The sequence below is a fragment of the Herbiconiux sp. UC225_62 genome, from assembly GCF_042694625.1.
In the GTDB taxonomy this organism is placed as follows: domain Bacteria; phylum Actinomycetota; class Actinomycetes; order Actinomycetales; family Microbacteriaceae; genus Herbiconiux.
Genome location: NZ_CP170551.1, coordinates 2,994,640 through 3,017,459, shown reverse-complemented (window position 1 = coordinate 3,017,459; position 22,820 = coordinate 2,994,640). Strand labels below are relative to the sequence as shown.

The following is a 22,820-nucleotide window of genomic DNA, read 5'->3' as shown; positions in this document are numbered from 1 at the left end:
CTTTGGCGCCTCCTCGTCGGGGCGAGACGCAAAGACGCGCGGATGAGCGGATGATCAGACGGCGCGGTGAGTGGGGCGGCCTTCGAGGAGGGTGAGGGCGACGGGCATCGTGCGGAGATGGGACGCCGCCGCGGTGAGGTCGTCACCGGCGGCGAGAGGGTCCAGCTCTGTCACCGCGAGGTCGGCGGGGGCGCCGAGACGGATTCGTGAGCCCGAGCGGGTGGACGCGGCGAGCGCCGCCTCGGCCGGGATGCGCTGTTCCGGATGCCACGGCTCACGCCCGTCGCGTGTGCGACCCACGGCGGCCGCCATCGTGATCCACGGATCGAGCGGGGCGACCGGCGCGTCCGAGCCCATTGCCAGCGTCGCCCCCGCCTCGAGCAGGCTTGCGAGTGCGAAGGAGCGGTGGGTGCGGCCGGACCAGAAGCGGTCGGCGACGTCGCGGTCGTCCATCGCGTGCTCGGGCTGCACGCTCGCCACCACACCGAGGGCGGCGAAGCGCGGGACGTCGACGAGTGCGAGCAGCTGGGCGTGTTCGAGCGAGCCGGCGCATCCGATGCTCTCGAACACGTCGAGCACCAGCCGGTTGGCGTGGTCGCCGATGGCATGCACGGCGGGCACGAAGCCCGCCGCAGTCGCGCGCACCAGGAGGTCGCGCAGGTCCGTGGGCGGCACCGTGAGGAGCCCATGCGAGTTCGGCCGGCCTTCGAGTCCGGGGTACTCGTCGAAGCAGTAGGCGGTGCGGGTGTTCAGCGATCCGTCGGTAATGACCTTGAACGGTCCCACCCGCACGAGCCCGGCCTCGTCGACCAGGTCGCCGGTACGGAGACCGTCGCCGATGGCGCGGTCGAGATGCTGCGGGTAGACGCCGAATTCGACGCGGAGCAGGTCGTGCCCGGCCGCCGCGCGGCGCTGCCAGACGTCGTGGTTCCACGCCATCTCGAGGTCGACGATGCCCACCACGCCGCGGGCCGCTGCGGCGCGCGCGGCATCGAGGGCCCAGGCGTCGACGGTGGCCGCAGGCACGTCGTCGAGCGCGCGCTGCACTGCGAACGCATCGTCTTCGCGCAGCACGCCGGTCGGATGCCCCGCCCGGCCGAACTGCGCGAGCGCGGCCGAGTTCAGCCAGCAGCAGTGCAGGTCTCCGGAGACGAGCACGACCGGGCGGTCTCCGCTGACAGCGTCGAGCCCGGCGGCGGTCGGTTCGTCGTCCCAGAGCCCGTCACGGAATCCGAAACCCACGAGGATGCCCGCCCCCTCCACCGCGGCGCGCACCAGCGCCACCGTCTCGGCGGCCGACCGGGCGGTGGAGACGTCGAGGCGGCGTGAGACCGCGGCCCAGGCGCTGAAGTGCACGTGGTTGTCCCAGAGACCCGGGATCACCCAGCGCCCGTCGAGCTCGATGCGCTCAGGCGGTGCTGTGTCATTTCGGGCGAACGTGGAGCGACGTGGGGCCCCCTGAGGGATCGCGTCCGCGCTCGTTCGCCCGAAACCACCCGAACCGGCCGGAACGATGGCGGCGACCCGCCCGTCGACGATCGTGACGTCGACCGGCTCGGTCTCGCCGGGCATCCGCGCCCCCGTGAGGAGCAGCGGCTCTGGAGCGCTCACGCGCCGAAGACCTCGGGGTTGGCCAAGCGCACCTCGCGGGCCAGCTCAGGGCTCGCATAGGGTCCCGGACCCTCGAGCTCCGACACGATCCGCCGCCGCGTCTCCTCGTCGCGGTTCTGGCTCATCTTGACCTTGGCCGTGAACCGCGTGACCGGCAGCCGGAAGCCGACGGTGCCGGCGCTGATGCGGTCGGCGTAGGCCGAGTTCTCGAGGGTTCCGCGCATCCGCCGCGGCTCCGGCATCGGGTCTTCGAAGTGGTCGACGAGCTGCTCGAGCACGCGCAGGTTCTCGTCGGCGGGCAGGATCTCGGGCACACCGTAGAGGTGGGCGGTCACGAAGTTCCAGGTGGGCACGGCCGGCGACGGGTCGTACCAGCCCGGCGAGATGTAGCCGTGCGGTCCCTGGATGATCACCAGCACCTCGTGGTCGCCCCACTCGTGCAGGCGCTCATCCGGGCGGCCGACGTGGCTGACGATGGCGAGCTCCTCGCGCGTGTCGTCGACGAGCACCGGGTAGTGGGAGGCGACGAGGCCGTTCGAGGTCGAGGAGACGATGGTGGCCCAGGGGTTCTCGGCGATCAGCCGGCGGATCTCGTCGGGGTCGGTCAGGTCGAAGACGGGGTTGTGCCGCACGGCTACACCTGGTCCTTCGGGCACCAGTAGAGCTTGCGGCCGCCGAGTTCTTCCATCAGGATGTTGGCTCCGCAGACGCGGCAGGGCAGGCCTTCGCGCTTGTAGACCCAGTGCCGGTCGGCGCGGCTCGCCATCGCCTTGGCGTAGGCCTCGTCGTCGAGGCCGTCCATGGTGAGCATCTGGCCGGTGCGCACGCCCAGGTCGAGCAGGTAGGCCCAGTCGCGCCAGAGGGCGCGTACGGTGTCGGTGGGCACGAGCTTTCCGGGGGTGTGCGGTTCGAGGCGGGCACGGAAGAGCATCTCGGCGCGGTAGACGTTGCCGATGCCGCTCACCACGCTCTGGTCCATGAGCAGCAGGGCGATCGGGGTCTGCTTCTTGGTGACCGCGGCGACGAAGCGTTCCTCGGCCGCGGCGGAGTCGTCGAGCAGCGGATCGGGGCCGAGCTTCGCGATCACCGCATCGACCTGCGCCGGGTCGAGTACCTCGCAGGCGGTGGGGCCGCGCAAGTCGGCGACGGCGGTCTCCGTGAGCAGGCGCACGCGCACCGCGCCGACCGGGTCGGGTGGGAAGCTGCCGTACTCCTCCCCCGCCTTCTCCTGCTCGGCCATCCGCAGGCGGGCGCGACGGGGAGCGCCGATGGAGCTGACGGAGTCCTCGCCGTCGGCGTCGTCGGGGCCCTCGGGAACCGGGCGGGTGCCATCCGGGACGGTCGCCGTCGCGACATCCGCCCGCGCCGCCATCGCCTCGCCGATCGCGATCTCGTCGATCGTTCCCTCCGGAGTGTCGCCGAGGATGGTGCCGCGCTGGTTGGTCTGCCCCATCCGGCCGCCCGCCGAGCGCATCGTGGCGTCGGTCGTGATGTCGCCCGCGAAGTCCCAGGCGCCGTAGATGCCGAGGTGCACGCGGAGCCAGATGACGCCGTCGAACTCGAGGAACATCTGCTTTCCGACGGCGCGGGACGCCGTCATCGTCTTGCCGTCGAGGAGCGACGCTCCCTCGGCGAAGCGGCCCTGCGGGGAGCTCACCGCCACCCGGTGCCCGACGAAATTGCGCGCGAACTGGCGCGCGATCCGGTGGACGGAATGACCCTCGGGCATCGGTGCTCCCTCCGGCGCCTACGCGTCGATGTGGCGGTCGGCGATCGCGCCGGTGGTCTCGTATTCGGCGAGCTGGGCGATTCGGCGCACGTGCCGTTCCTCGAGGGAGAAGGGCTCGTTCACGAAGAAGTCGATGAGAGCAAGCGCCTCCTCGACAGTGTGCTGGCGAGCGCCGATGGCCACCACGTTGGCGTCGTTGTGCTGGCGGGCGAGCTTCGCGGTGGCCTCGCTCCAGGCGAGAGCGGCACGCACCCCGTGGACCTTGTTCGCGGCGATCTGCTCGCCGTTGCCGGAGCCGCCGAAGACGACGCCGAGCGCCTCGACGCCGGCGCGCTGGTCTTCCACCACCGCGTGTGCGGCGTTGATGCAGAACGAGGGGTAGTCGTCGATCGGGTCGTAGGACTCCGGACCGTGGTCGATGACTTCGTGACCGGCGGCGCTGAGGTGCTTCTGGATCTGCTTGCTGAACTCGAGCCCGGCGTGGTCGGTGCCGATGTGGATTCGCATGCACTGAGTTTATTGGTCGAGGAGGACGGCCGGGTACGCTGCCGGGGTGCCGTTCACCGTGAGTCATGCGATCGTCGCGGTGCCGTTCGCCCGCACGGCGCTGCCGGCCGGTGCGGTGGCCGCGGGAGCGATGGCGCCGGATCTGCCGCTCTTCCTGCCTGTGGGGTTCGACTACGAGTCGACGCACGAGCTGCCGTGGTTCCCGGTGACGGGACTGGTGCTGGCGTTTCTGGCGTTCGCGCTGTGGCGCGTCGTGGTGCGGCCGGTCGCGCGGGAGGTGTCGCCGCGGGGGTTGGCCGAGCGGCTGCCGGCTGAGTGGTCGGGTTCCGCGGGCGACGGATGGCGCTCACTCGCCCTCTCGGGACGAGAGGCGGCGCTTCTGGTGGCAGCGCTCGCGATCGGCGTCGTGTCACACATCATCTGGGACGGCTTCACCCACGCCGGCCGCTGGGGCAGCGCCCTTCTCCCGGTGCTCGACGAGGACATGGCGGGCATCCCGCTCGCTGTCTGGCTCCATTACCTCAGCTCGCTACTGGGCCTCGTGGCCGTCATGGCGTGGCTCGTGGCGTGGCTGGTGCGGCGGCGCCCGATCGCCCAGCCCCGAGACGCGCGCCCACGGTCGGCGATCTTCTTCTGGGCGGTCGTCGCCCTGGGCACGGCGGCCGGGGCCGCCGTCGCCCTCGCGACCACGCCGCACCGGTCGGGCGCATCCGGACTCTTCGACCTCGCGCTGGGGCTGGTGGAAACGGCCGGCGGCTGGTTCGCGGTGGCAGCCCTGCTGGCGGGCGTCACCGTCCACCTGACCCGCCGCTCCCTTTCGGGAGGAGCAGCGCACTAAGACCCCCGAATACGGCCTTCGTGTGCGTCTCCTCCTCCCGAAGGGGAGGACGGACCGCTAGAACTGCGGGTCGCGGGTCCGGGAGCGCTTGAGTTCGAAGAAACCGTCGTAGGAGGCGGCGGCCACGACGCCGTCCCACAGGGTCAGCGCGATCTCGCCCGTGGGGGCCGGGCTGATCACGGGGCCGAAGAAGGCTGTGCCGTTGACGGCGATGACAGGGGTGCCGACATCCTGACCCACCCGCTCGATCCCGTCGAAGTGCGAGGCGCGCATCTGCGGGTCGTACTCGTCGGATTCCGAGTACGCCGCGAGCGAGGCCGGGAGTCCCACCTCGGCGAGCGCCGCCGGGATGACCTCGTCGGGGTCGAGAGAGCCGCCCGGGTGGATGCGCGTGCCGAGCGCGTCGTAGAGCGGCTTCACGACGTCTTGCCCGTGCAGCTCCGCGGCTGCGGTCACGAGGCGGGTGTAGCGCAGGGCGCGGGGGAAGAAGGCCTTGTAGGAATCCGGGATGTCGTCGTTGTCCTCGTTCAGCACGGCCAGGCTCATGATGTGCCAGGTGACGTCGAGGTCGCGGTGTTCCGCCACCTCGTCGACCCAGCGGGAGGTCATCCAGGCCCACGGGCAGGAGGGGTCGAACCAGAAATCAACAGCTGTCTTGGGAGAGGTCATGATTGGTCGAACCACGCTCCCCCTGCGGTTATGCCGGATGCCTTGACCGGGCGCCCCCGTTAGGCTGATCGGGCAATCGAAAAGGAGAGCAACCAGTGCCAGGAGAAAACCTCACCCGCGCCGAAGCCCAGGAGCGTGCGGCGCTCATCGCGACGCAGAGCTACGACGTCGTGCTCGACCTCACAACAGGTCCCGAGACGTTCCGCAGCACCACCGCCGTGCAGTTCACCGCGACCGAAGGCGCGGAGACCTTCATCGACGCCATCACGCGCACGGTGCACGCCGTGACGCTGAACGGCGAGTCGCTCGACCCCGCCACCGTCTCCGACGGCGTGCGCATCCAGCTCCCCGGCCTGAAGGCCGAGAACACGCTCGTGGTCGACGCCGACATGATCTACACCAACACCGGTGAGGGCCTGCACCGCTTCGTCGACCCGGTCGACGACGAGGTCTACCTCTACAGCCAGTTCGAGGTGCCCGATTCGCGCCGCATGTTCGCGGTGTTCGAGCAGCCCGACCTCAAGGCCACCTTCACGTTCACCGTCACGGCGCCCGACTACTGGGAGGTCGTGTCGAACTCCCCCACGCCCGAACCCGTACCCGGCCCCGACTCCACCGCCACGTGGACCTTCGAGCCCACCCCGCGCATCTCCTCCTACATCACCGCCATCGTGGCGGGCCCTTACATCGTGGAGCGCAGCTCGCTGACGAGCGCTGACGGCCGCGAGATCGCGCTCGGCGTGTTCTCCCGCGCCTCCCTCTCGCAGTACATGGACGCCGACTACATCTTCGAGAAGACCCGCGAGGGCTTCGCCTTCTACGAGGAGAAGTACGACTTCCCCTACCCCTTCGCGAAGTACGATCAGCTCTTCGTGCCCGAGTTCAACGCGGGAGCCATGGAGAACGCGGGCGCGGTGACCTTCACCGAGACCTACGTGTTCCGCTCGAAGGTCACGGATGCCGTGCGCGAGCGCCGCGTCGTCACGATCCTGCACGAGCTCGCCCACATGTGGTTCGGCGACCTCGTCACCATGCGCTGGTGGAACGACCTGTGGCTGAACGAGTCGTTCGCCGAGTACATGTCGACGCTCGCGACCGCCGAGGCCACCGAGTGGAAGGAGGCCTGGACGACCTTCGCCGCCATGGAGAAGAGCTGGGCCTACCGCCAGGACCAGCTGCCCTCGACGCATCCGATCGTCGCCACCATCAACGACCTCGAAGACGTGCAGGTGAACTTCGACGGCATCACCTACGCCAAGGGCGCCTCGGTGCTGAAGCAGCTCGTGGCCTGGGTGGGGCAGGACGAGTTCATGGCGGGCGTCGCGGCCTACGTGAACAAGCACCAGTTCGGCAACACGGAGCTGAACGATCTGCTCACCGAGCTCGAGACCACGAGCGGGCGCGACCTCACGGAGTGGTCGCAGCTGTGGCTCGAGACCGCCGGCGTCAACACCCTGCGCCCGCGTATCGAGTACAACGCGGATGACGTGATCACCTCGTTCACGGTGTTGCAGGAGGCTCCTCTCGACTACCCGACCATCCGGCCCCACCGGCTCGCGATCGGTATCTATGAGCTCGAGGGCGACTCCCTCGTGCGCACCTTCCGCGTGGAGCTCGACGTCGACGGCGAGGAGACCCCGGTGCCGCAGCTCGTCGGTCGCGACCGGCCGGCACTCGTGCTCTTGAACGACGACGACCTGGCGTACGCCAAGATCCGTCTCGACGGATACTCGCTCGACACCGCCATCGACCGTCTGGCCTCCATCGAGAGCCCGCTGGCCCGCTCGCTGGTGTGGGGTTCGGTGTGGGACTCGACGCGCGACGCCGAGACCCGTGGCCGCGAGTTCGTGCGTCTCGTGCTCGGCAACATCGCCACGGAGACCGAGTCGACCACCATCCGCACCGTGCTCGGTCAGCTCGTGCTGACGGCCACGCAGTACGTGGCTCCCGAGGTGCGGTCCGAGGTCATTCGCACCGCCGCCGACGCGCTCTGGAAGCTCGCCCTCGACGCCGCCCCCGGTTCGGATGCCCAATTCCAGTTCGTGAAGTTCTTCGCCGCACTCGCGAGCACCGAGGATCAGCTCGAGAACGTGGCGCACCTGCACGACGGGACCGTGATGCTCGAGGGACTCGACATCGACACCGACCTCACCTGGGAGCTGCTCATCGCCCTCGTGGCGGGCGGCAAGGCCGGTGAGGCCGAGATCGACGCCACCCTCGAGGCCGACAACACGGCATCGGGCCAGCAGTCGGCGGCGCACGCGAGAGCCGCCATCCCGACGCCGGAGGCCAAGGCGGCGGCGTTCGCGTCGCTGGTCGACACCGACACGGCTCCGAACGCGATCGTGCGGGCCACCGGGCTCGGGTTCCAGCGCGGAAGCGACCCGTCGCTGTTCGAGCCGCTGGTCCCGCGGTACTTCGCCGCGTTGCAGCCGCTCTGGGCGAACCGCAGCTACGCGATCGCCGCGTCGGTCATCAACGGCCTGTACCCCGCACCCCTCGCCAACCGGGAGCTCCGGGATGCGACCCAGGCCTGGCTCGACGACCCCGCGAACAAGGGCATCCCCGCCCTCCGTCGCCTCGTGATCGAGAACCTCGCGGGCGTTGACCGCGCCCTCGCAGCCCAGGCCCGCGACGCCTCCTGACCCATCGACTTCATGCCCCGTCCGGTCCCAAATCCGTGATCATGGGACCGGACGGGGCAAGAAGTCCGGGCCGTCCTTTGAGGGGGCGTCCAGAGCCGGCCCGTAGGGTGGAGCGCATATGGACTGGAACACGATGTGGGCGAACTTCGGTTCGTTCCTGACGACGTACGAGGTGCCGATCGGCATCCTGACCATCATCATCGGCGCGATCGTGCTGCGCGGTGTACTGCTCTTCACCGTGAGACGACTGGTCGACCAGGTCGTCACCGGTGTGAAGAAGAAACAGAACGTCACCGACACCCAAGCGCTGAACGCGTCTCCGCTCGCCGCCGTGCGCATCGTGCAACGCACCCGCACGCTCGGCACCGTGCTGACGAACATCATCAACGTGACGATCGTGGTGGTGGGCATCGTCTTGATCGTCAACACGATCGACCCCAGCATCCTGGGTTCCCTGGCCCTGCTCACCGCTGCCCTCGGCGCCGGCCTCGGCTTCGGCGCTCAGAACATCGTGAAAGACGTGCTCAACGGCCTGTTCATGGTGTTCGAGGATCAGCTCGGCGTGGGCGACGTGGTCGACCTGGGGCCGGCCACCGGCGTGGTCGAGGCGGTCGGCATCCGCGTCACCCAGGTGCGCGACGTGAACGGCACGCTCTGGTTCGTGCGCAATGGCGAGATCCTGCGCGTCGGCAACATGTCGCAGGGCTGGGCGCGCGTCATCATCGACCTGGCCATCCCGTACGACGCCGATCTCGACACGGTGCAGGACAAGATCCTCGAGACCGCCGTGGCCATGTCGAACGAGCCGAAGTGGCGCTCGCGCATCATCGAGAAGCCCGAGATCTGGGGTCTCGAGTCGATCTCGGCCGAAGCCCTCGTGATCCGCGTCGTGGTGAAGACCCGCACCTCGGCGAAGGACGACGTGGCCCGCGACCTGCGCATCCGTCTGAAGCGCGCACTCGACGAGCTCGATGTGACGCTGCCGTCGCTGAACACCGTGGTGCTTTCCGGCTTCGAGGGCGCGACGAGCGTGAAGGGCGCGCGACCCCCGCGCACCTCCCCGGTATCCACACAGGCGAATTCGCCCGGTTCGAAGGGTCACAATTAGATCGTGATCGAGATCTCCCCGAAAATGCCCGAGCATCCGTTCTACGAACAGATCGGCGGGCACCCGACCTTCGTCGCGCTGGTGACGAAGTTCTACGAGGGTGTGGCCACCGATCCGGTGCTGAAGCCCATGTACCCGGCCGACGACTGGGCCGGCGCGGTGGAGCGCCTCACGATGTTCCTCGAGCAGTACTGGGGCGGCCCGGGTACCTACAGCGAGCAGCGCGGGCATCCGCGACTCCGGATGCGCCACAACCCGTTCAAGGTGAACCCGGATGCGCGCGACCGCTGGCTCGCGCACATGCAGGTCGCCGTGGACTCGATCGGCCTGTCGCCACTGGACCGCGAGATCCTCTGGGGTTACCTCGAGCGCGCAGCGCACGCGATGGTGAATACTTTCGACGAGTGATGAACACGCGGTGAGCGTGACGGGTTTCTGACGACGAGGGGGTCGCATGCAGGACGTGATCGTGGTGGGGGCGGGACTGGCCGGACTGGTCGCCGCCTGCGAGCTGCTCGACGCGGGCAAGCGGGTGACGGTCGTGGAGCAGGAACCCGCTGCGTCGCTCGGCGGGCAGGCGTGGTGGTCGTTCGGCGGCATCTTCCTCGTCGACAGCCCGGAACAGCGCCGGATGCGCGTGCGCGACACCCTTGAACTCGCCCGGCAGGACTGGTTCGGCAGCGCCGGGTTCGATCGACCCGAAGACGAGTGGCCCCGCAGATGGGCCGAGGCCTACCTGCAGTTCGCGGCCGGCGAGAAGCGTGCCTGGCTGCACGAACGCGGGGTGCGGTTCTTCCCGGTGGTGGGCTGGGCGGAGCGCGGCGGGTACACGGCGAACGGGCACGGCAATTCGGTGCCGCGCTTTCACATCACCTGGGGGACGGGGCCGGGCGTGCTCGCGCCGTTCATCGCGCGCTTCCGGGCGGGTGTCGATGAGGGGCGGGCGAGCATCCTGCACCGGCACCGGGTGGACGAGCTGGTGACCTCGGACGGAGCAGTCACCGGCGTGCGCGGGTCCGTGCTGGCGCCGAGCACCGCGGCCCGGGGCGAGTCGAGTTCGCGGGACATTGTCGGCGACTTCGAGCTGGCCGCCTCCGCCGTGATCGTGACCAGCGGTGGCATCGGCGGCAACCACGACCTGGTTCGGGAGTCGTGGCCGAAGCGGCTCGGCGCTCCCCCGGCCACCATGCTGTCCGGGGTTCCCGAACACGTCGACGGACGGATGCTCGCCATCAGCGAGCGCGCCGGTGCCCGTCTCGTGAACACCGACCGGATGTGGCACTACACCGAGGGCATCACGAACTACGCCCCCGTGTGGCCGCTACACGGCATCCGCATCCTCCCCGGACCGTCGTCGCTCTGGCTCGACGCGACGGGCGCGCGACTGCCGGTGCCGTTGTTCCCCGGGTTCGACACGCTCGGCACGCTGGAGCACATCCTCAGCACCGGCTACGACTACAGCTGGTTCGTGCTGACCCAGGCGATCATCGAGAAGGAGTTCGCCCTCTCGGGCAGCGAACAGAACCCCGACCTCACCGGCAAGGACCTGCGGTTGCTCGCGCAGCGCATCCGTCCGGGCGCTCCGGGCCCGGTGGAGGCATTCAAGGCGCAGGGCGCCGACTTCGTGGTGGCGGAGACGCTGCCCGAGCTGCTGCACGGTATGGCGCGGCTCGAGCCGGACGGACCGCTCGACCCGGCGCGCGTGACCCGCGAAGTATTCGCGCGCGATCGCGAGATCGCCAACACTTTCACGAAGGACGCGCAGATCACGGCAGTGCGCGGAGCCCGGCGCTACCTCGGCGACAAGTTGATCCGGGCCGCGAAGCCGCACCGGCTGCTCGATCCGAAGGCCGGCCCACTGATCGCCGTGAAGCTGCACATCCTCACCCGAAAGAGCCTCGGCGGGATGTCGACCGACCTCGACGGGCGCGTGCTGGACGCCTCCGGCTCGCCGATCGCCGGACTCTACGCGGCAGGCGAGGTGAGCGGCTTCGGGGGCGGCGGGATGCACGGCTACCGAGCGCTCGAGGGCACGTTCCTCGGCGGCTGCCTCTTCTCGGGCCGCCAGGCGGGCCGGGCGGTGGCGCGGGCGGTGTGATCCGCTAGCGGCGCACCAGCACCAGGACGTGCCCGCGGCGCAGAGTCAGCCGGAGCCAGGGGCCCGAGACGAAGACGCGCACGTCTTCGTCGTCGCGGCGTACGAAGCCGAGGCTGACGGCGCAGAAGGCCGCTCCGGCGGGGATGCGCGGATGCAGCTCCGGCAGCACCTCCTCCGCCAGTTCGCGGCCCCAGACCTCGGAGCGCACGCGGTGCACCAGCTGCTCGCCGGTGTCGGCGGGCACCGCGGCGGCGACCTCGGCGATGCCGGTGCGCGCGACGGATTCGAGCAGGTTCGAGGGGAGCATGCCTGCGGGCTCCCAGCCTCCGCGGGGCGGGCTGATGCCGGCCCAGGCCACGCCGGTCGCCGCCGGCGGCAACGGAACATCGATCGGGCCCGACTCGGAGTTGCTCACCAACGAGAGCTGGGCCAGTCGATCCAGGAGTGCACGGATGGGGACCACCACGTCGAAGGCATCCGGACTCGCCTGCGCGAAGGTGCGGAGCCCCAGCACGGTCGGCGTCGAATCGAGCAGGCCCTTGGGGGTGAGCACGGCGGTGTAGGCGGCGAGCACACCGAGGCCGCCGATCAGACGGACCGAGCCGTCCTCGACGCGCGCGGCGCGGCCGAGGAAGACCTTGAGGTCGCCGAGCGACGCGGCGTCGATGAGGGTGAAGAACTGGACCATCTCTGCTGTCTAAACTACTTCACAGTGCACGGGAACGAGTCTCGTCACGACGCCGCGTCCTGAACTCTTCGGAGGAACCATGTCCGACGCCCTCTCCGGCTTCCTGACCACCCTCGATCTCGCCGACACCGGCGCCCGCACCTCGGAGGACATCTTCACGGGTCCCTCGCAGTGGATGCCCAACGGTCGCGTCTTCGGCGGCCAGGTGCTCGCCCAATCGGTGATCGCCGCCGTGCGCACTGTCGACCCCAGCCGAGTGGTGCACTCCCTGCACGGCTACTTCCTGAGGCCGGGCGACGCCGCCCTGCCGATCACCTTCGCGGTCGACCGCATCCACGACGGCCGCTCGTTCTCCACCCGGCGCACTCAGGCCTACCAGAACGGCGTGCCGATCCTCTCGGCCATCTTCTCGTTCCAGACCGAGGATGCCGGCATCGAGCACCAGGTGGAGATGCCGACCGATCTGCCCGAGCCCGAAGACCTCCCGAGTGCGGCCGAGGTGCTCTCGAAGATCGATCACCCGATCGCCCGCACGTGGGCGCGCGAACGCGCCTTCGACATGCGCCACATCCCCTCGGCGATCTACCTCTCGGTGGAAGGCGAGCGCGTCGCGCATCAGGCCGTGTGGATCAAGGCGCTCGGCCGTCTTCCCGACGACCCGAATCTGCACCGCGCCGCCCTCGCGTACGCGAGCGACTACGCCATCCTGGAGCCCGTGATGCGCCGGCACGGCATCGCCTGGGGACGCCCCGACCTCAAGATGGCCAGCCTCGATCACGCGATGTGGTGGCACCGTTTCGCCCGTGCCGACGAGTGGCTGCTCTACACGCAGAACTCGCCGAGCGCCGGAGGCGGGCGAGGATTCGCTCTCGGCAGCATCTACGACCGCGGAGGGCGGCTCATCGCCTCCGTCGCCCAGGAGGGCATGTTGCGGATCGCCGACGCCGACTGACGTGCGTCAGCTGCGGCGGCGGAAGGTGAGCGGCTCGTCGAGATAGGGCTCCCAGGCCTCGCGCTCGTGCGGCAGGATGCGTCGGGGCCGCTCGGTGTCGGCGTCGACCAGCACGAGCGTGGTCGACGCCTTCACGTAGGTGACCTGCGGCGGGGTGGCCAGAGGACTCTTGAGCTCGTAGTACACGTCGAGGCTGGCGCCGCCCAGGTGCCCGATCCAGAGTTCGACGTCGATCGGTTGCCGGATGTACGGCATCGACCGAACGTACTCGATCTCCTGCCGCGAGATGACGCTCTTCGTGCGCGTGGTGGGACTCGCATCGATGACCGCCGTCGTCCATTCCGCCTGGGAGGGGTCGGCGAGGTCGCCGTCGACCCAGAAGGCGAAGACGCGCGCCTCCTCGAGGATCTTCAGCATCGAGGCGTTGTTGACGTGCCCGTAGGCGTCGAGGTCGCTCCAGCGCAGCTGGATCGGAACGTGCAGTCGCATGGCGGAGCGGATGTCGCGACTAGTCGCGCGTGAGCTTCCGGTAGGCGGAGCGGTGCGGCTTCGCGGCGTCGGGCCCGAGGCGCTCGATCTTGTTCTCCTCGTAGGCCTCGAAGTTGCCCTCGAACCAGTACCAGTTCGCCGGGTCGTCCTCGGTGCCCTCGTAGGCGAGGATGTGCGTGGCGATGCGGTCGAGGAACCACCGGTCATGCGTGATGACCACCGCGCATCCGGGGAACTCGAGCAGGGCGTTCTCCAGGCTGCCGAGGGTCTCCACGTCGAGGTCGTTGGTGGGCTCGTCGAGCAGGAGCAGGTTGCCGCCCTGCTTGAGCGTGAGCGCGAGGTTCAAGCGGTTGCGCTCACCGCCCGAGAGCACTCCGGCCCGCTTCTGCTGGTCGGGACCCTTGAAGCCGAACGTCGACACGTAGGCGCGCGACGGAATCTCGGTCTTACCGACCTGGATGTAATCCTGACCGTCGGAGACGACCTCCCAGAGCGACTTCTGCGGATCGATGCCGCCGCGGCTCTGGTCGACGTAGGAGATGTCGACCGTCTCGCCGATCTTCAGGTCTCCGCCATCGAGGGGCTCGAGGCCCACGATCGTCTTGAAGAGCGTGGTCTTGCCGACGCCGTTCGGGCCGATGACGCCGACGATGCCGTTGCGCGGCAGTGTGAAGCTCAGGTCGTCGATCAGCACGCGCTCACCGAAGGCCTTGTGCAGCTTCTTGGCGTCGATGACCTGGGAGCCGAGGCGCGGCCCCACCGGGATCACGATCTCCTCGAAGTCGAGCTTGCGGGTGCGCTCGGCCTCGGTGGCCATCTCCTCGTAGCGGGCGAGACGGGCCTTCGACTTCGCCTGACGGCCCTTGGCGTTGCTGCGCACCCAGTCGAGCTCTTCGGAGAGCCGCTTGGCGAGCTTCGCGTCCTTCTTGCCCTGGACTTCGAGGCGCTCGCGCTTCTTCTCGAGGTAGGTGGAGTAGTTGCCCTCGTAGGGGTAGAGGCGACCGCGGTCGACCTCGGCGATCCACTCGGCCACGTGGTCGAGGAAGTACCGGTCGTGGGTCACGGCGAGCACGGCGCCGGGGTACTTCGACAGGTGCTGCTCGAGCCAGGCGACGCTCTCGGCGTCGAGGTGGTTCGTGGGCTCGTCGAGCAGCAGCAGGTCGGGCTTCTGCAGCAGCAGCTTGCAGAGTGCGACGCGGCGCTTCTCTCCGCCGGAGAGGTTCGCGACCGTGGCGTCGCCCGGGGGCGTGCGCAGCGCATCCATGGCCTGCTCGAGCTGGGAGTCGAGATCCCACGCGTCAGCCGCGTCGATCTCCTCCTGCAGGGTGCCCATCTCGGCGAGCAGCGTGTCGAAGTCGGCGTCGGGCTCGGCCATCTCGGCGCTGATCTCGTTGAAGCGGTCGATCTTGCCCTTGATCGGGCCGACGCCTTCCTGCACGTTCTCGAGCACGGTCTTCGACTCGTCGAGCTCCGGCTCCTGCATCAGGATGCCGACCGTGTAACCCGGCGTGAGCTTGGCCTCGCCGTTCGACGGCGTGTCCAGACCCGCCATGATCTTCAGGATCGTGGACTTTCCCGCACCGTTCGGGCCGACCACACCGATCTTCGCCCCCGGAAGGAACGCCATCGTGACGTCGTCGAGGATCAGCTTGTCGCCCACCGCTTTGCGGGCGCGCACCATCGAGTAAATGTATTCGGCCATGGTTACCAGTCTATGGCGCGGGTCTGACCCACCAGGCACGCGCCCGTGCCGAGGGCCGGCGCCACGATGCTCTTGTAATGACCCTGCCCGTACTGCCCGATCAGGCAGTCGTCGCCCCAGTGCACCGAGAACTGGATGGAGTCGGCCGCGACCCCGACGGTCGTGGTGTCGGGCGTGACCTGCATCGCCGCGATGTCGAATCCGTTCGTGCGCAGATTGCTCGTGAAGTCGACGCCGCCGGCCGCCGGGTTGGACGCGATGAGCGCCTGGTTGACCGAGTCGAAGAAGGCCTGGTTGTCGGCGGCCGACCCCTCCGGGTTCAGCTGGCCGGCCGGCGCCGTGGGGGTGCCGGTGGCCGTCGACGTCGCGCTCGGTGGCGGAGTCGGGGTTCCGGAGCCGGACGGCGCCGGAGCACCACCGGTGCAGGCCGCCAGGAGCATCGACACAGCCACGGGGATCACGGCGAGCGCGGCGCTGCGCCGGGTCTTCCCGTAGCGGGGCCGAATCCGACTGCTGTCGAGTGCGCGTGCGCCTCGTTTCGTGTGCATCGCTCGCAATGTCCTCTCGTTCGCGGTGCCCCATGCCACGGCCCGCGGGCCGTGCACGAGTTTATGCGGTCGGCGCGCGATCCGGCTGTGAGACCTCCACCTCGTGATCAGCGCGTCGGCCCCCGGCAATGCGCTGCTCGGAAGACCGGCGGCGCCGACGCTCAGAGCGGGCCCGGCGGCGCCGACGCTCAGAAGGGAACGAGCAGGCTTCCCGATGCCTCCGGATCGCCGACCTCGGTATCGGCGCCCTCCGCGACACCGTCCCCCTCCCCGGCGACCCCGTCTGCACCCGATCCGGTCGCCTCACCCCCGGCATCCGGTGTGGCACCGCCCAGGAGCGGAGGCGCCCAGCCCGCCTGCGCGAGCCCGGGCCCGCCCAGCGCCTCAGGGGGAAGGAACCCGCCGCCCGGAGAACCCGTCGCATCACCGGACGACCCGGCGAAGACGGTCTTCGTGTACGCCGACGTGCCCCAGCTGAGGTCGTGCCCCGCCGCTTCGGCCTCCAGTTCGATGGTGGTGCCGGACTTCTCCCCGTTCTCCCACGCACGGATGCGCAGCCGGCCGGTGACCACGACGTGCTGCCCGCGCTCGATCGAGCCGACGACGTTGAGGGCGAGCTGGCGGAAAGTGGTGACGGTGTACCAATTCGTCTCGGCGTCGACCCACTTCTTCTGCTCGCGATCGAAGCGGCGCTGACCCGAGGCGAGACGGAAACTCGTGATGTCGAGCCCCGAGTTGGTGGTGATGTGCCGAGGCGATGTGGCGACGACGCCGGTGAGGGTCAAGTGGTCGGGCATCCTGTGCTCCTTGCGAATCGGTGATCGGTGATCTGCGGTCGTTGTGACCACCCGATTGTGCGCAGGGAGCGGGGACGGAGAACGGCCGAGGCCTGCATCTGTGTACAGGGCCTCGGCCGTCGGAGATTGTGGTGGAGAGGTCAGGCCGCCTTGATGTAGCCCGCGTAGGCCTTCCGCACCTTCGAGACCTTCGGCAGTGCGACCGCCATGCAGTAGCCCTGACCCGGGTTCTTCGCGAAGAAGTCCTGGTGGTACTCCTCGGCCCGGTAGAACTCGCCCAGGGGCTCCAGCGTCGTGACGATCCCGCCGTCCCACAGCTCGTCGGCGCGTACGAGCGCCGCCTCGAACAGCGCCTTCTGCTCCTCGCCCTGGTAGAACATGGCCGAACGGTACTGCGTGCCGATGTCGTTGCCCTGGCGATTCAGCTGCCGCGGGTCGTGCAGGGTGAAGAAGACGTCGAGGATGATGTCGGCCGGGATCACGGCCGGGTCGAAGCGCACCTCGACCGCTTCGGCGTGGCCGGTGGTGCCGGTGCAGACCAGCTCGTAACTGGGGTTCGGGACGGTGCCGCCGGTGTACCCCGAGACGACGTCGTCGACACCCTCGAGGGTGCGGTAGACCGCGTCGAGGCACCAGAAGCAGCCTCCTGCGAGAACGAAGGTTTCCATACCCCCGATTCTACGGCGGCAGCACGTGCCCGATGTCGGTGGGTGCACCTACCGTCGGATCATGACCACCACGACACCGATCCTGAACCGCCCGGAGCTCCGTCGCGTGCGCGAGGGCTACTGGCGCGTCACCGCTCCCTCCGGCATCGTCCTCGGCTACGTCGAGGAGATGGAGTCGGAGGGCGTGCTCCGTTACCGCGCGACACGGCTGCACCCACCGCTCCGGCTCGTGCCCATCGGCGAGTTCGGTGGTCGAGACGAGGCCGCGGAGTGCCTGCGTTGATCGGCTCCCGACGCCCGCCCGTGACACCAGTTCGGGCGACACCGGCTCGTCGCCGCAGTCATCCGAAAACCGCGGGGTAGTGTGCGGCTCATGGAATGGTGGAATGCATTCGTCCGGTGGCTGACTTCTCCCTCGGGAGAGTTCGTCGTCTCCGACATCGTCTTGCCCGCGGTCGCGATCATCGTCGCCGGGCTGCTCGCCGCGTGGATCGCGCACGGCTCCGTCAAGCGTCTGCTCGCCAAGCACGACCGTGAGCTCAAGATCTCGGCCATCGCGTCGCTCATCGACGCCGCCGAGCAGGCCTCGGTCTGGAACTCGCTCACCCCGCAGGAGCAGATCCTCTCCGATCGCGCCACCGGCCAGGCCGACATCCAGGTGCGCCTGCTGCCGATCAAGGGAGCGGATGTCGCGGCGAACTGGGCCGCGCACGCCCTCGCCGAGATGAAGCGCGAGTCGGCCACCTTCGGCTACCAGGTCGAGCCGGCCGTGTTCGAGTTCCGCGACCGCCTGATCGAGTGGCAGCAGCGTCCGGGCCGCGCGAAGCGGGTCTTCCAGAGCGATCTGGAGCGCTGGGCCGCCGAAGACGCGTCGACGCAGCGCGAACTGCTCGCCCAGCAGGATGCCTGGGTGGCCCAGCAGCATCACGCCCAGTACGCCGGCACCGAGGCCGTGGGCGCCGCCTCGACGACGTCGGGGGCGACATCCGCACCCGAACCCGTCAGCTATGGATCGGGTGCCGCGAGTTACGGTTCGCCCTCGTTCGCCTCCGGCGCCTCGACCGCCGTCATCGCGCCGGCCGCTCCGCTGCCTCCCACGCACGAACCGCGCCCCACCGTGCAGCAGGTGGCATCGGGCAACGGCACCCGCGGGGTCGCTCCGGGTGCGCAGACTCCCGTCGCCGACCCCGAGTACACGGTCGACCCTGACGAAGCGCGCGCCTCGGGCGAGATCCCGCCTCCCGTGCACGCCTTCCCGCCGCGCTCCACCGACTGACCACAGGCCAGATCGAGTCGTACGACGCAGCGCCCGGCCGCCTCACACGAGGCGCCGGGCGCTGCGTAGTACGCTTTCTGGGTCGCCCCTGTAGCTCAGTGGATAGAGCACCGGCCTTCTAATCCGTTTGTCGCTGGTTCGAATCCAGCCAGGGGCACCCGCAATGCGCGTTCATCCGCAGGTTCTCGCGATATGCGCAGTGGCTGTTTCGCGAAACCCTGCGGATGAACGACAGTCGCGGGTCAGGCGCTCCGCTGGTAGGTGCGGAAGGCCCGCGTCGCCAACCACGCCATCACCACCGCGAGAGCGGCGAGCAGCCCCAGGTGCAGCCAGATCGACGCCCAGTCCGGCGCGTCGGAGAGCGCCGAGCGGCCGACGACCACCGCCCATTCGAAGGGGTTGTAGCGCGCGACGTCCTGAACCCACTGCGGGGACAACGTCGTGTTCATGATGGCGGAGCTGAGGAACATCAGCGGGAACGAGATCAGCTGCGAGATGCCGATGAGCGCGGTCTGCTGCCGTGCCAGCAGCGCGATCGCGTTCGAGAATGCCGCGAACACCGCCGTCAACAGCACCACGGCCACGAGGAGCACCACGACGCCGAGCACTCCCCCGGCGAACCGGGCGCCCGCGAGCCACGCGATCAGCAGCACGAGCAGTGACTGCACCACCGCGAGGATTCCCTGGTACACGATCGTCGAGACGATGAGCGCTCCTCGGCTGGTGGGCGAGGTGAGGAACCGGTCCATCACCCCGCGATCCATGTCCTGGATGTGGACGGTGCCCGCCCAGGCGCTGCCGAACAGCGCCATCATCATCACGATGCCGGGCGTCAAGAACTCCAGGTAGGTGCCGCCGGCGCCGAATCCCGGGATCTCGATGACCGCTTTGAACAGCTGCCCGAACAAGAGCAGCCAGATGACGGGCTGGATGAGGTTCATCACGAGGAAGGCCGGCATGCGCCAGAAGGCGCGCAGCTGGCGGCCCGTGAGGTAGGCGGTGTGGGTGAAGAAGGTCATCACAGCTCCTCCCCTTGCGCGCGGGCGAACGTGCGCCCGGTGTGGCTGAGGTACACGTCGTCGAGGCTCGGCCGCGCGACGGTGGCCGACGCGACACGGATGCCCGCGTCATCCAGGAGGGCCAGCGCGAGTGGCAGAGCGCTCGCGCCCGCATCGGCGCGGGCCCGCACCATGGTGCCCGAGGCGGCGACCTCGCGCAGCGCGTCGAGGCGCGCCAGCGCGGCCGCCGCCGCCGGCGCATCCGACTCGTGGCGCAGGTCGAGCACGACGGTGTCGCCTCGCAACTCGTTCTTCAGTTCCTCGGGGGTTCCGGATGCCACCACCCGGCCGTGATCCACGATCGCGAGCCGCGAGGCCAGCCGGTCGGCCTCCTCGAGGTAGTGCGTGGTGAGCAGCACGGTCATCCGTTCCTCGGCCGACATCCGCTCGATCTCTGACCACATCTCGGCCCGCGCCTCCGGATCGAGCCCGGTGGTCGGCTCGTCGAGGAAGAGCACCGCGGGACGGTGCATCAGGCCGATCGCCACGTCGAGCTTGCGCGCCATCCCGCCCGAGTAGGTCTTGACGAGGCGATCGCCCGCCTCCTCGAGGGAAAAGCGCTGCAGGAGGTCACGGGCACGCGCCTTGGCGTCGCCGCCCGTCATGCCCTGCAGTCGGCCGGCCAGCACGAGGTTCTCTCGCCCGGTGTCCATCGGGTCGGAGACCTGTTTCTGGGCCACGAATCCGATCGTGTGCCGCACCCGGTCGGGCCGCGCGGCGACGTCGATGCCGGCCACGAAGGCGCGTCCTGAATCGGCGCGCGAGAGCGTGGACAGGATCTTGACGGTGGTCGACTTACCGGCCCCGTTGGGTCCGAGAAGGCCGAAGACAGTGCCCTCGGAGGCCTCGAACGTGAGCCCATCGAGAGCCGCGACGGGCGGTTTGCCGCGCCCTCCCCGATAGGTCTTGGTGAGCGCAGCGGCCTCGAGGGCCGGCGCTCCGGTGGTGTTCGCCATGGTGTTCTCCTTCTGGTGAGGAGTCGTCCGGCCGGCACCCGACCCGCGGGATCGCGGGGTCGGGCGGAGACCGACGCGCAGGCGTCCTGTGCACATGGGTACGATGGCGAAGAGCCTCGAGGCAGCTGTTGACGCAGGTCCGGAAACGGACGACTCGGGTTCAGGCGGTCCGGATGTTGGCGCATCCGGACCGCCGTTGACGTGTGGGCGATGCCCTTACTCGTGGTTGCCGGCGCCGACCCCCTCCGGGAGATGGGGTGCGAGCACAGCCTGCACCTCGTCGACCGGCCGGCCCTGCGCGAGCATCTCGTGCATCCGGGCCCACACGGATTGACCGCCGACCTCGCCCCGGTCGAGGCGGTCGGCGAAGGCGGCGATGAAGTCGCGTTCGGCGCGCATCAGCGCGACCTTGTAGTCGAACTCCACCGTGAAGATCTCGGGCAGCCCGGCCACCTCGGGCGACTCCGCGAGGGCGGCACGGTGCTCGAGGTCGGCGGTGAGCCCGGCGACCCGGGTGCGGAGGAGTTCGGCCACCTCGGGAGGCGGGAGGATGGCCATCAGCGACAGCCCCGCCTCGATCGCGGGGTACTCCTTCGCCGGCGTCTCGAGCAGTTCGCGCAGCCAGTCGGTGGTCTCGGTGCGCCCGGCCTCGGTGATCTCGTACACCGTGCGCTCCGGCCGGTTGCCCTCCCGCTCGAAGCGGGCCTCCTCGATGAAACCGTGCTTCTCGAGCGACTTGATGACGGCGTAGAGCGAACCGAAGTTCAGCCGGATGCTGTCTTCTTTACCCCGCTCTCGGAGGGTGGTGGTGATCTCGTAAGGGTACATCGGTCGCTCCCACAGGCACGACAGCACGGCCAGTGCGAGCGGGTTGGAGATCACTCGACGCGACATACTCACCTCCAAATACTTTGTTCAGAGTATTCGTGGTCAAGATATATCGCAAGTACCTCTGAGAAGGACTACTGATTCACGAGCGCGACGACGCCCATGACCGCCGAGATGACGGCGATGAGCAGGGAGATACCGATCAGCACCGCGTGCACGATGAGGAACGGCGTCGGCTTGCCGGAGGCGTCGCGGGCGCGCTCGTCGCGGTTGACCCGCTTGAAGAACTGGGGCCACACGATGGCGTTCCACGCGGCGTTGACGAACAGGAGGATGGCGAGTGTGGTGATCATCGGCGCCAGTCTACGAGGGCCGCGCTGTCCGAGGCCGCCGCTAGACTCGGCTCATGAGCTCTTCCTCAGACCGTCTCGTCTGGATCGACTGCGAGATGACCGGGCTGGACCTCGAGGTCGACGAGTTGGTCGAGGTGGCGGTGGTCATCACCGACTTCGACCTCGCGCTGGTCGACCCGGGCTTCAGCATCGTCATCAAGCCCGACGACTCCGCCTTGGCGAACATGAACGATTTCGTCACGAAGATGCACGAGACGAGCGGCCTCTCCGAGGAGATCCCGCACGGAGTCAGCCTCGCGGATGCCGAGTACCAGGTGCTCGAATACATCCTGAAGTTCGTGCCCACGCCCCAGCAGGCACCCCTCGCGGGCAACACGATCGGCACCGATCGGGCGTTCATCGCGAAGTTCATGCCGCGGGTCGACGGACACCTGCACTACCGCAGCATCGATGTCTCCTCCATCAAGGAGCTGTCGCGCCGGTGGTTCCCCCGGGTCTACTTCAACGCCCCGGAGAAGGCGGGCGGGCACCGCGCTCTCGCCGACATCCTGGAGTCGATCCGTGAGCTGGAGTACTACCGCAAAGCGGTGTTCATCTCCGAGCCCGGGCCCACGTCCACGGAGCTGAAATCCATCTCCGCCGACGTGGTGCGCGAATTCGGTTCGCGGATGTAATAGAATCTTCTATCGTTGCCACGCAATCGCGATTGCGAGGTGAACATGGTGGATATAGCTCAGTTGGTAGAGCGCTGGCTTGTGGTGCCGGATGTCGCGGGTTCGAGTCCCGTTATTCACCCCACGACTGCTGAACAGCAGTGACGATGGCCCGGATGATTCCGGGCCATCGTCGTTTCACGGCCCCGGTTCGAACGGCAGGATGCTCATGGTCGAGATGGACGCGGAGTCCTTCGAGGAGCTCGTCGGCGACGAACTCGACCGGCTGCCCGACGACATGATGGACGGCCTCGACAACGTCGTCTTCGTGGTCGAGGATCGCCCGCAGGACGGATCGCTCGACCTCCTCGGCCTCTACGACGGCGTGGCGCTCACCGAGCGGGGCCAGTACGGCTTCGGTGAGCTGCCCGACCGCATCACCGTCTTCCGCGAGCCGTTGCTGGCGATCTGCGCGGATGTCGACGAGCTGCGCGACCAGGTGCACATCACGCTGGTGCACGAGATCGCGCACTACTACGGGATCGACGACGAGAAGCTGCATGAGCTGGGCTGGGGCTAGGCAGATCCACAGCAACTCGCAACCGAGTCGATACCCGGGAGGGTATGGTCGCCCCCGTAGCCTGGAC

Annotated in this window: 25 protein-coding genes and 2 tRNA genes; 12 read left to right on the top strand and 15 right to left on the bottom strand. The window is 68.9% G+C overall.

Going from position 1 to position 22,820, the window contains the following annotated elements:
• Nucleotides 1–54: 54 nt before the first annotated feature.
• From ACFJGU_RS14680 to ACFJGU_RS14665, 4 genes are read right to left on the bottom strand one after another with little or no spacing between them, the layout of a single operon-like run.
• Nucleotides 55–1,611 (bottom strand): amidohydrolase family protein, encoded by a 1,557-nt coding sequence (locus tag ACFJGU_RS14680; protein WP_382304235.1) that lies wholly within the window; start codon nt 1,609–1,611, stop codon nt 55–57.
• The gene (locus ACFJGU_RS14675) at nt 1,608–2,243 is read right to left on the bottom strand and encodes an FMN-binding negative transcriptional regulator (protein ID WP_382310385.1); all 636 of its coding nucleotides are present in this window, start codon (nt 2,241–2,243) and stop codon (nt 1,608–1,610) included. Before ACFJGU_RS14675 ends, ACFJGU_RS14680 begins: the two co-directional genes overlap by 4 nt.
• A gap of 2 nt (nt 2,244–2,245) precedes the next feature.
• Complete coding sequence (locus ACFJGU_RS14670) at nt 2,246–3,340, bottom strand: Fpg/Nei family DNA glycosylase (protein WP_382304234.1); 1,095 nt, start codon at nt 3,338–3,340, stop codon at nt 2,246–2,248.
• 18 nt (nt 3,341–3,358) lie between these two features.
• Nucleotides 3,359–3,847 (bottom strand): ribose-5-phosphate isomerase, encoded by a 489-nt coding sequence (locus ACFJGU_RS14665; RefSeq protein ID WP_382304233.1) that lies wholly within the window; start codon nt 3,845–3,847, stop codon nt 3,359–3,361.
• A gap of 46 nt (nt 3,848–3,893) precedes the next feature.
• Between ACFJGU_RS14665 and ACFJGU_RS14660 the strand changes: the two genes are divergently transcribed.
• Nucleotides 3,894–4,685, top strand: coding sequence for a DUF4184 family protein (locus ACFJGU_RS14660; protein WP_382304232.1), 792 nt, complete (start codon nt 3,894–3,896; stop codon nt 4,683–4,685).
• Between the two features lie 57 nt (nt 4,686–4,742).
• Here ACFJGU_RS14660 and ACFJGU_RS14655 read toward each other — a convergent pair whose 3' ends face one another.
• Nucleotides 4,743–5,354, bottom strand: coding sequence for a DsbA family protein (locus ACFJGU_RS14655; RefSeq protein WP_382304231.1), 612 nt, complete (start codon nt 5,352–5,354; stop codon nt 4,743–4,745).
• A gap of 95 nt (nt 5,355–5,449) precedes the next feature.
• Here ACFJGU_RS14655 and pepN point away from each other — a divergent pair, with 95 nt between their 5' ends.
• The 4 genes from pepN to ACFJGU_RS14635 all read left to right on the top strand — a co-directional run bounded on the left by pepN (nt 5,450) and on the right by ACFJGU_RS14635 (nt 11,205).
• The gene (gene pepN / locus ACFJGU_RS14650) at nt 5,450–7,999 is read left to right on the top strand and encodes an aminopeptidase N (RefSeq protein WP_382304230.1); all 2,550 of its coding nucleotides are present in this window, start codon (nt 5,450–5,452) and stop codon (nt 7,997–7,999) included.
• A gap of 118 nt (nt 8,000–8,117) precedes the next feature.
• Complete coding sequence (locus ACFJGU_RS14645) at nt 8,118–9,107, top strand: mechanosensitive ion channel family protein (protein ID WP_382304229.1); 990 nt, start codon at nt 8,118–8,120, stop codon at nt 9,105–9,107.
• A gap of 24 nt (nt 9,108–9,131) precedes the next feature.
• Nucleotides 9,132–9,515 carry a globin gene (locus ACFJGU_RS14640; protein WP_382310384.1) on the top strand — a complete coding sequence of 128 codons (384 nt, stop codon included), beginning with the start codon at nt 9,132–9,134 and terminating at the stop codon, nt 9,513–9,515.
• A 46-nt stretch (nt 9,516–9,561) separates the two neighbouring features.
• Nucleotides 9,562–11,205, top strand: a complete 1,644-nt coding sequence (locus ACFJGU_RS14635; RefSeq protein WP_382304228.1) for an FAD-binding dehydrogenase — start codon at nt 9,562–9,564, stop codon at nt 11,203–11,205.
• A 4-nt stretch (nt 11,206–11,209) separates the two neighbouring features.
• Here ACFJGU_RS14635 and ACFJGU_RS14630 read toward each other — a convergent pair whose 3' ends face one another.
• Nucleotides 11,210–11,893 carry a hypothetical protein gene (locus ACFJGU_RS14630; protein WP_382304227.1) on the bottom strand — a complete coding sequence of 228 codons (684 nt, stop codon included), beginning with the start codon at nt 11,891–11,893 and terminating at the stop codon, nt 11,210–11,212.
• 79 nt (nt 11,894–11,972) lie between these two features.
• Between ACFJGU_RS14630 and ACFJGU_RS14625 the strand changes: the two genes are divergently transcribed.
• Nucleotides 11,973–12,845: an acyl-CoA thioesterase gene (locus tag ACFJGU_RS14625; RefSeq protein WP_382304226.1), complete on the top strand. Its 873-nt coding sequence runs from the start codon at nt 11,973–11,975 to the stop codon at nt 12,843–12,845.
• 6 nt (nt 12,846–12,851) lie between these two features.
• On the opposite strand, the gene ACFJGU_RS14620 is transcribed toward ACFJGU_RS14625, so the two are convergent.
• From ACFJGU_RS14620 to msrA, 5 genes are all read right to left on the bottom strand, one after another.
• The gene (locus tag ACFJGU_RS14620) at nt 12,852–13,334 is read right to left on the bottom strand and encodes an acyl-CoA thioesterase (RefSeq protein ID WP_382304225.1); all 483 of its coding nucleotides are present in this window, start codon (nt 13,332–13,334) and stop codon (nt 12,852–12,854) included.
• 19 nt (nt 13,335–13,353) lie between these two features.
• A complete protein-coding gene (ettA, locus tag ACFJGU_RS14615) occupies nt 13,354–15,036 on the bottom strand; it encodes an energy-dependent translational throttle protein EttA (RefSeq protein ID WP_092555358.1) in 1,683 nt (560 codons plus the stop codon).
• 2 nt (nt 15,037–15,038) lie between these two features.
• Nucleotides 15,039–15,584, bottom strand: a complete 546-nt coding sequence (locus ACFJGU_RS14610) for a DUF6993 domain-containing protein (RefSeq protein WP_382304224.1) — start codon at nt 15,582–15,584, stop codon at nt 15,039–15,041.
• A 188-nt stretch (nt 15,585–15,772) separates the two neighbouring features.
• On the bottom strand, nt 15,773–16,381 hold the full coding sequence (locus tag ACFJGU_RS14605; protein ID WP_382304223.1) for a single-stranded DNA-binding protein: 609 nt from the start codon (nt 16,379–16,381) through the stop codon (nt 15,773–15,775).
• A gap of 140 nt (nt 16,382–16,521) precedes the next feature.
• A complete protein-coding gene (gene msrA / locus ACFJGU_RS14600; RefSeq protein ID WP_382304222.1) occupies nt 16,522–17,049 on the bottom strand; it encodes a peptide-methionine (S)-S-oxide reductase MsrA in 528 nt (175 codons plus the stop codon).
• Nucleotides 17,050–17,110: 61 nt separating this feature from the next.
• On the opposite strand from msrA, the gene ACFJGU_RS14595 reads away from it, so the two are divergent.
• From ACFJGU_RS14595 to ACFJGU_RS14585, 3 genes are all read left to right on the top strand, one after another.
• Entirely contained in the window at nt 17,111–17,332 is a 222-nt protein-coding gene (locus ACFJGU_RS14595; protein ID WP_382304221.1) for a hypothetical protein, read from the top strand.
• A 90-nt stretch (nt 17,333–17,422) separates the two neighbouring features.
• Complete coding sequence (locus ACFJGU_RS14590) at nt 17,423–18,325, top strand: hypothetical protein (protein WP_382304220.1); 903 nt, start codon at nt 17,423–17,425, stop codon at nt 18,323–18,325.
• Nucleotides 18,326–18,409: 84 nt separating this feature from the next.
• A tRNA-Arg gene (locus ACFJGU_RS14585) sits at nt 18,410–18,482 on the top strand.
• A gap of 85 nt (nt 18,483–18,567) precedes the next feature.
• Here ACFJGU_RS14585 and ACFJGU_RS14580 read toward each other — a convergent pair.
• The 4 genes from ACFJGU_RS14580 to ACFJGU_RS14565 all read right to left on the bottom strand — a co-directional run bounded on the left by ACFJGU_RS14580 (nt 18,568) and on the right by ACFJGU_RS14565 (nt 21,520).
• Nucleotides 18,568–19,344 carry an ABC transporter permease gene (locus tag ACFJGU_RS14580; RefSeq protein ID WP_382304219.1) on the bottom strand — a complete coding sequence of 259 codons (777 nt, stop codon included), beginning with the start codon at nt 19,342–19,344 and terminating at the stop codon, nt 18,568–18,570.
• Nucleotides 19,344–20,339, bottom strand: coding sequence for an ATP-binding cassette domain-containing protein (locus ACFJGU_RS14575; protein WP_382304218.1), 996 nt, complete (start codon nt 20,337–20,339; stop codon nt 19,344–19,346). The genes ACFJGU_RS14580 and ACFJGU_RS14575 overlap by 1 nt, the downstream gene beginning before the upstream one ends.
• A gap of 216 nt (nt 20,340–20,555) precedes the next feature.
• Nucleotides 20,556–21,233, bottom strand: a complete 678-nt coding sequence (locus ACFJGU_RS14570) for a PadR family transcriptional regulator (RefSeq protein ID WP_382304217.1) — start codon at nt 21,231–21,233, stop codon at nt 20,556–20,558.
• 68 nt (nt 21,234–21,301) lie between these two features.
• A complete protein-coding gene (locus ACFJGU_RS14565) occupies nt 21,302–21,520 on the bottom strand; it encodes an SCO4848 family membrane protein (RefSeq protein WP_382304216.1) in 219 nt (72 codons plus the stop codon).
• Nucleotides 21,521–21,573: 53 nt separating this feature from the next.
• On the opposite strand from ACFJGU_RS14565, the gene orn reads away from it, so the two are divergent.
• The 3 genes from orn to ACFJGU_RS14550 all read left to right on the top strand — a co-directional run bounded on the left by orn (nt 21,574) and on the right by ACFJGU_RS14550 (nt 22,753).
• Nucleotides 21,574–22,194 (top strand): oligoribonuclease, encoded by a 621-nt coding sequence (orn, locus tag ACFJGU_RS14560; protein ID WP_382304215.1) that lies wholly within the window; start codon nt 21,574–21,576, stop codon nt 22,192–22,194.
• A gap of 48 nt (nt 22,195–22,242) precedes the next feature.
• Nucleotides 22,243–22,318, top strand: a tRNA-His gene (locus ACFJGU_RS14555).
• A gap of 84 nt (nt 22,319–22,402) precedes the next feature.
• Nucleotides 22,403–22,753: a metallopeptidase family protein gene (locus ACFJGU_RS14550; protein ID WP_382304214.1), complete on the top strand. Its 351-nt coding sequence runs from the start codon at nt 22,403–22,405 to the stop codon at nt 22,751–22,753.
• Nucleotides 22,754–22,820 lie beyond the last annotated feature (67 nt).

What these genes read in the sequence shown, in the direction of transcription:
- ACFJGU_RS14570 (WP_382304217.1), bottom strand. Translation starts at nt 21,233, where the DNA reads ATGTCGCGTCGAGTGATCTCCAACCCGCTCGCACTGGCCGTGCTGTCG.
- ACFJGU_RS14670 (WP_382304234.1), bottom strand. Translation starts at nt 3,340, where the DNA reads ATGCCCGAGGGTCATTCCGTCCACCGGATCGCGCGCCAGTTCGCGCGC.
- ACFJGU_RS14635 (WP_382304228.1), top strand. Translation starts at nt 9,562, where the DNA reads ATGCAGGACGTGATCGTGGTGGGGGCGGGACTGGCCGGACTGGTCGCC.
- ACFJGU_RS14655 (WP_382304231.1), bottom strand. Translation starts at nt 5,354, where the DNA reads ATGACCTCTCCCAAGACAGCTGTTGATTTCTGGTTCGACCCCTCCTGC.
- ACFJGU_RS14610 (WP_382304224.1), bottom strand. Translation starts at nt 15,584, where the DNA reads ATGCACACGAAACGAGGCGCACGCGCACTCGACAGCAGTCGGATTCGG.
- ACFJGU_RS14620 (WP_382304225.1), bottom strand. Translation starts at nt 13,334, where the DNA reads ATGCGACTGCACGTTCCGATCCAGCTGCGCTGGAGCGACCTCGACGCC.
- ACFJGU_RS14575 (WP_382304218.1), bottom strand. Translation starts at nt 20,339, where the DNA reads ATGGCGAACACCACCGGAGCGCCGGCCCTCGAGGCCGCTGCGCTCACC.
- msrA (WP_382304222.1), bottom strand. Translation starts at nt 17,049, where the DNA reads ATGGAAACCTTCGTTCTCGCAGGAGGCTGCTTCTGGTGCCTCGACGCG.
- orn (WP_382304215.1), top strand. Translation starts at nt 21,574, where the DNA reads ATGAGCTCTTCCTCAGACCGTCTCGTCTGGATCGACTGCGAGATGACC.
- ACFJGU_RS14630 (WP_382304227.1), bottom strand. Translation starts at nt 11,893, where the DNA reads ATGGTCCAGTTCTTCACCCTCATCGACGCCGCGTCGCTCGGCGACCTC.
- ACFJGU_RS14640 (WP_382310384.1), top strand. Translation starts at nt 9,132, where the DNA reads ATGCCCGAGCATCCGTTCTACGAACAGATCGGCGGGCACCCGACCTTC.
- ACFJGU_RS14625 (WP_382304226.1), top strand. Translation starts at nt 11,973, where the DNA reads ATGTCCGACGCCCTCTCCGGCTTCCTGACCACCCTCGATCTCGCCGAC.
- ACFJGU_RS14605 (WP_382304223.1), bottom strand. Translation starts at nt 16,381, where the DNA reads ATGCCCGACCACTTGACCCTCACCGGCGTCGTCGCCACATCGCCTCGG.
- ACFJGU_RS14550 (WP_382304214.1), top strand. Translation starts at nt 22,403, where the DNA reads ATGGTCGAGATGGACGCGGAGTCCTTCGAGGAGCTCGTCGGCGACGAA.
- ACFJGU_RS14595 (WP_382304221.1), top strand. Translation starts at nt 17,111, where the DNA reads ATGACCACCACGACACCGATCCTGAACCGCCCGGAGCTCCGTCGCGTG.
- ACFJGU_RS14645 (WP_382304229.1), top strand. Translation starts at nt 8,118, where the DNA reads ATGGACTGGAACACGATGTGGGCGAACTTCGGTTCGTTCCTGACGACG.
- ACFJGU_RS14580 (WP_382304219.1), bottom strand. Translation starts at nt 19,344, where the DNA reads ATGACCTTCTTCACCCACACCGCCTACCTCACGGGCCGCCAGCTGCGC.
- ACFJGU_RS14665 (WP_382304233.1), bottom strand. Translation starts at nt 3,847, where the DNA reads ATGCGAATCCACATCGGCACCGACCACGCCGGGCTCGAGTTCAGCAAG.
- ACFJGU_RS14565 (WP_382304216.1), bottom strand. Translation starts at nt 21,520, where the DNA reads ATGATCACCACACTCGCCATCCTCCTGTTCGTCAACGCCGCGTGGAAC.
- ettA (WP_092555358.1), bottom strand. Translation starts at nt 15,036, where the DNA reads ATGGCCGAATACATTTACTCGATGGTGCGCGCCCGCAAAGCGGTGGGC.
- ACFJGU_RS14590 (WP_382304220.1), top strand. Translation starts at nt 17,423, where the DNA reads ATGGAATGGTGGAATGCATTCGTCCGGTGGCTGACTTCTCCCTCGGGA.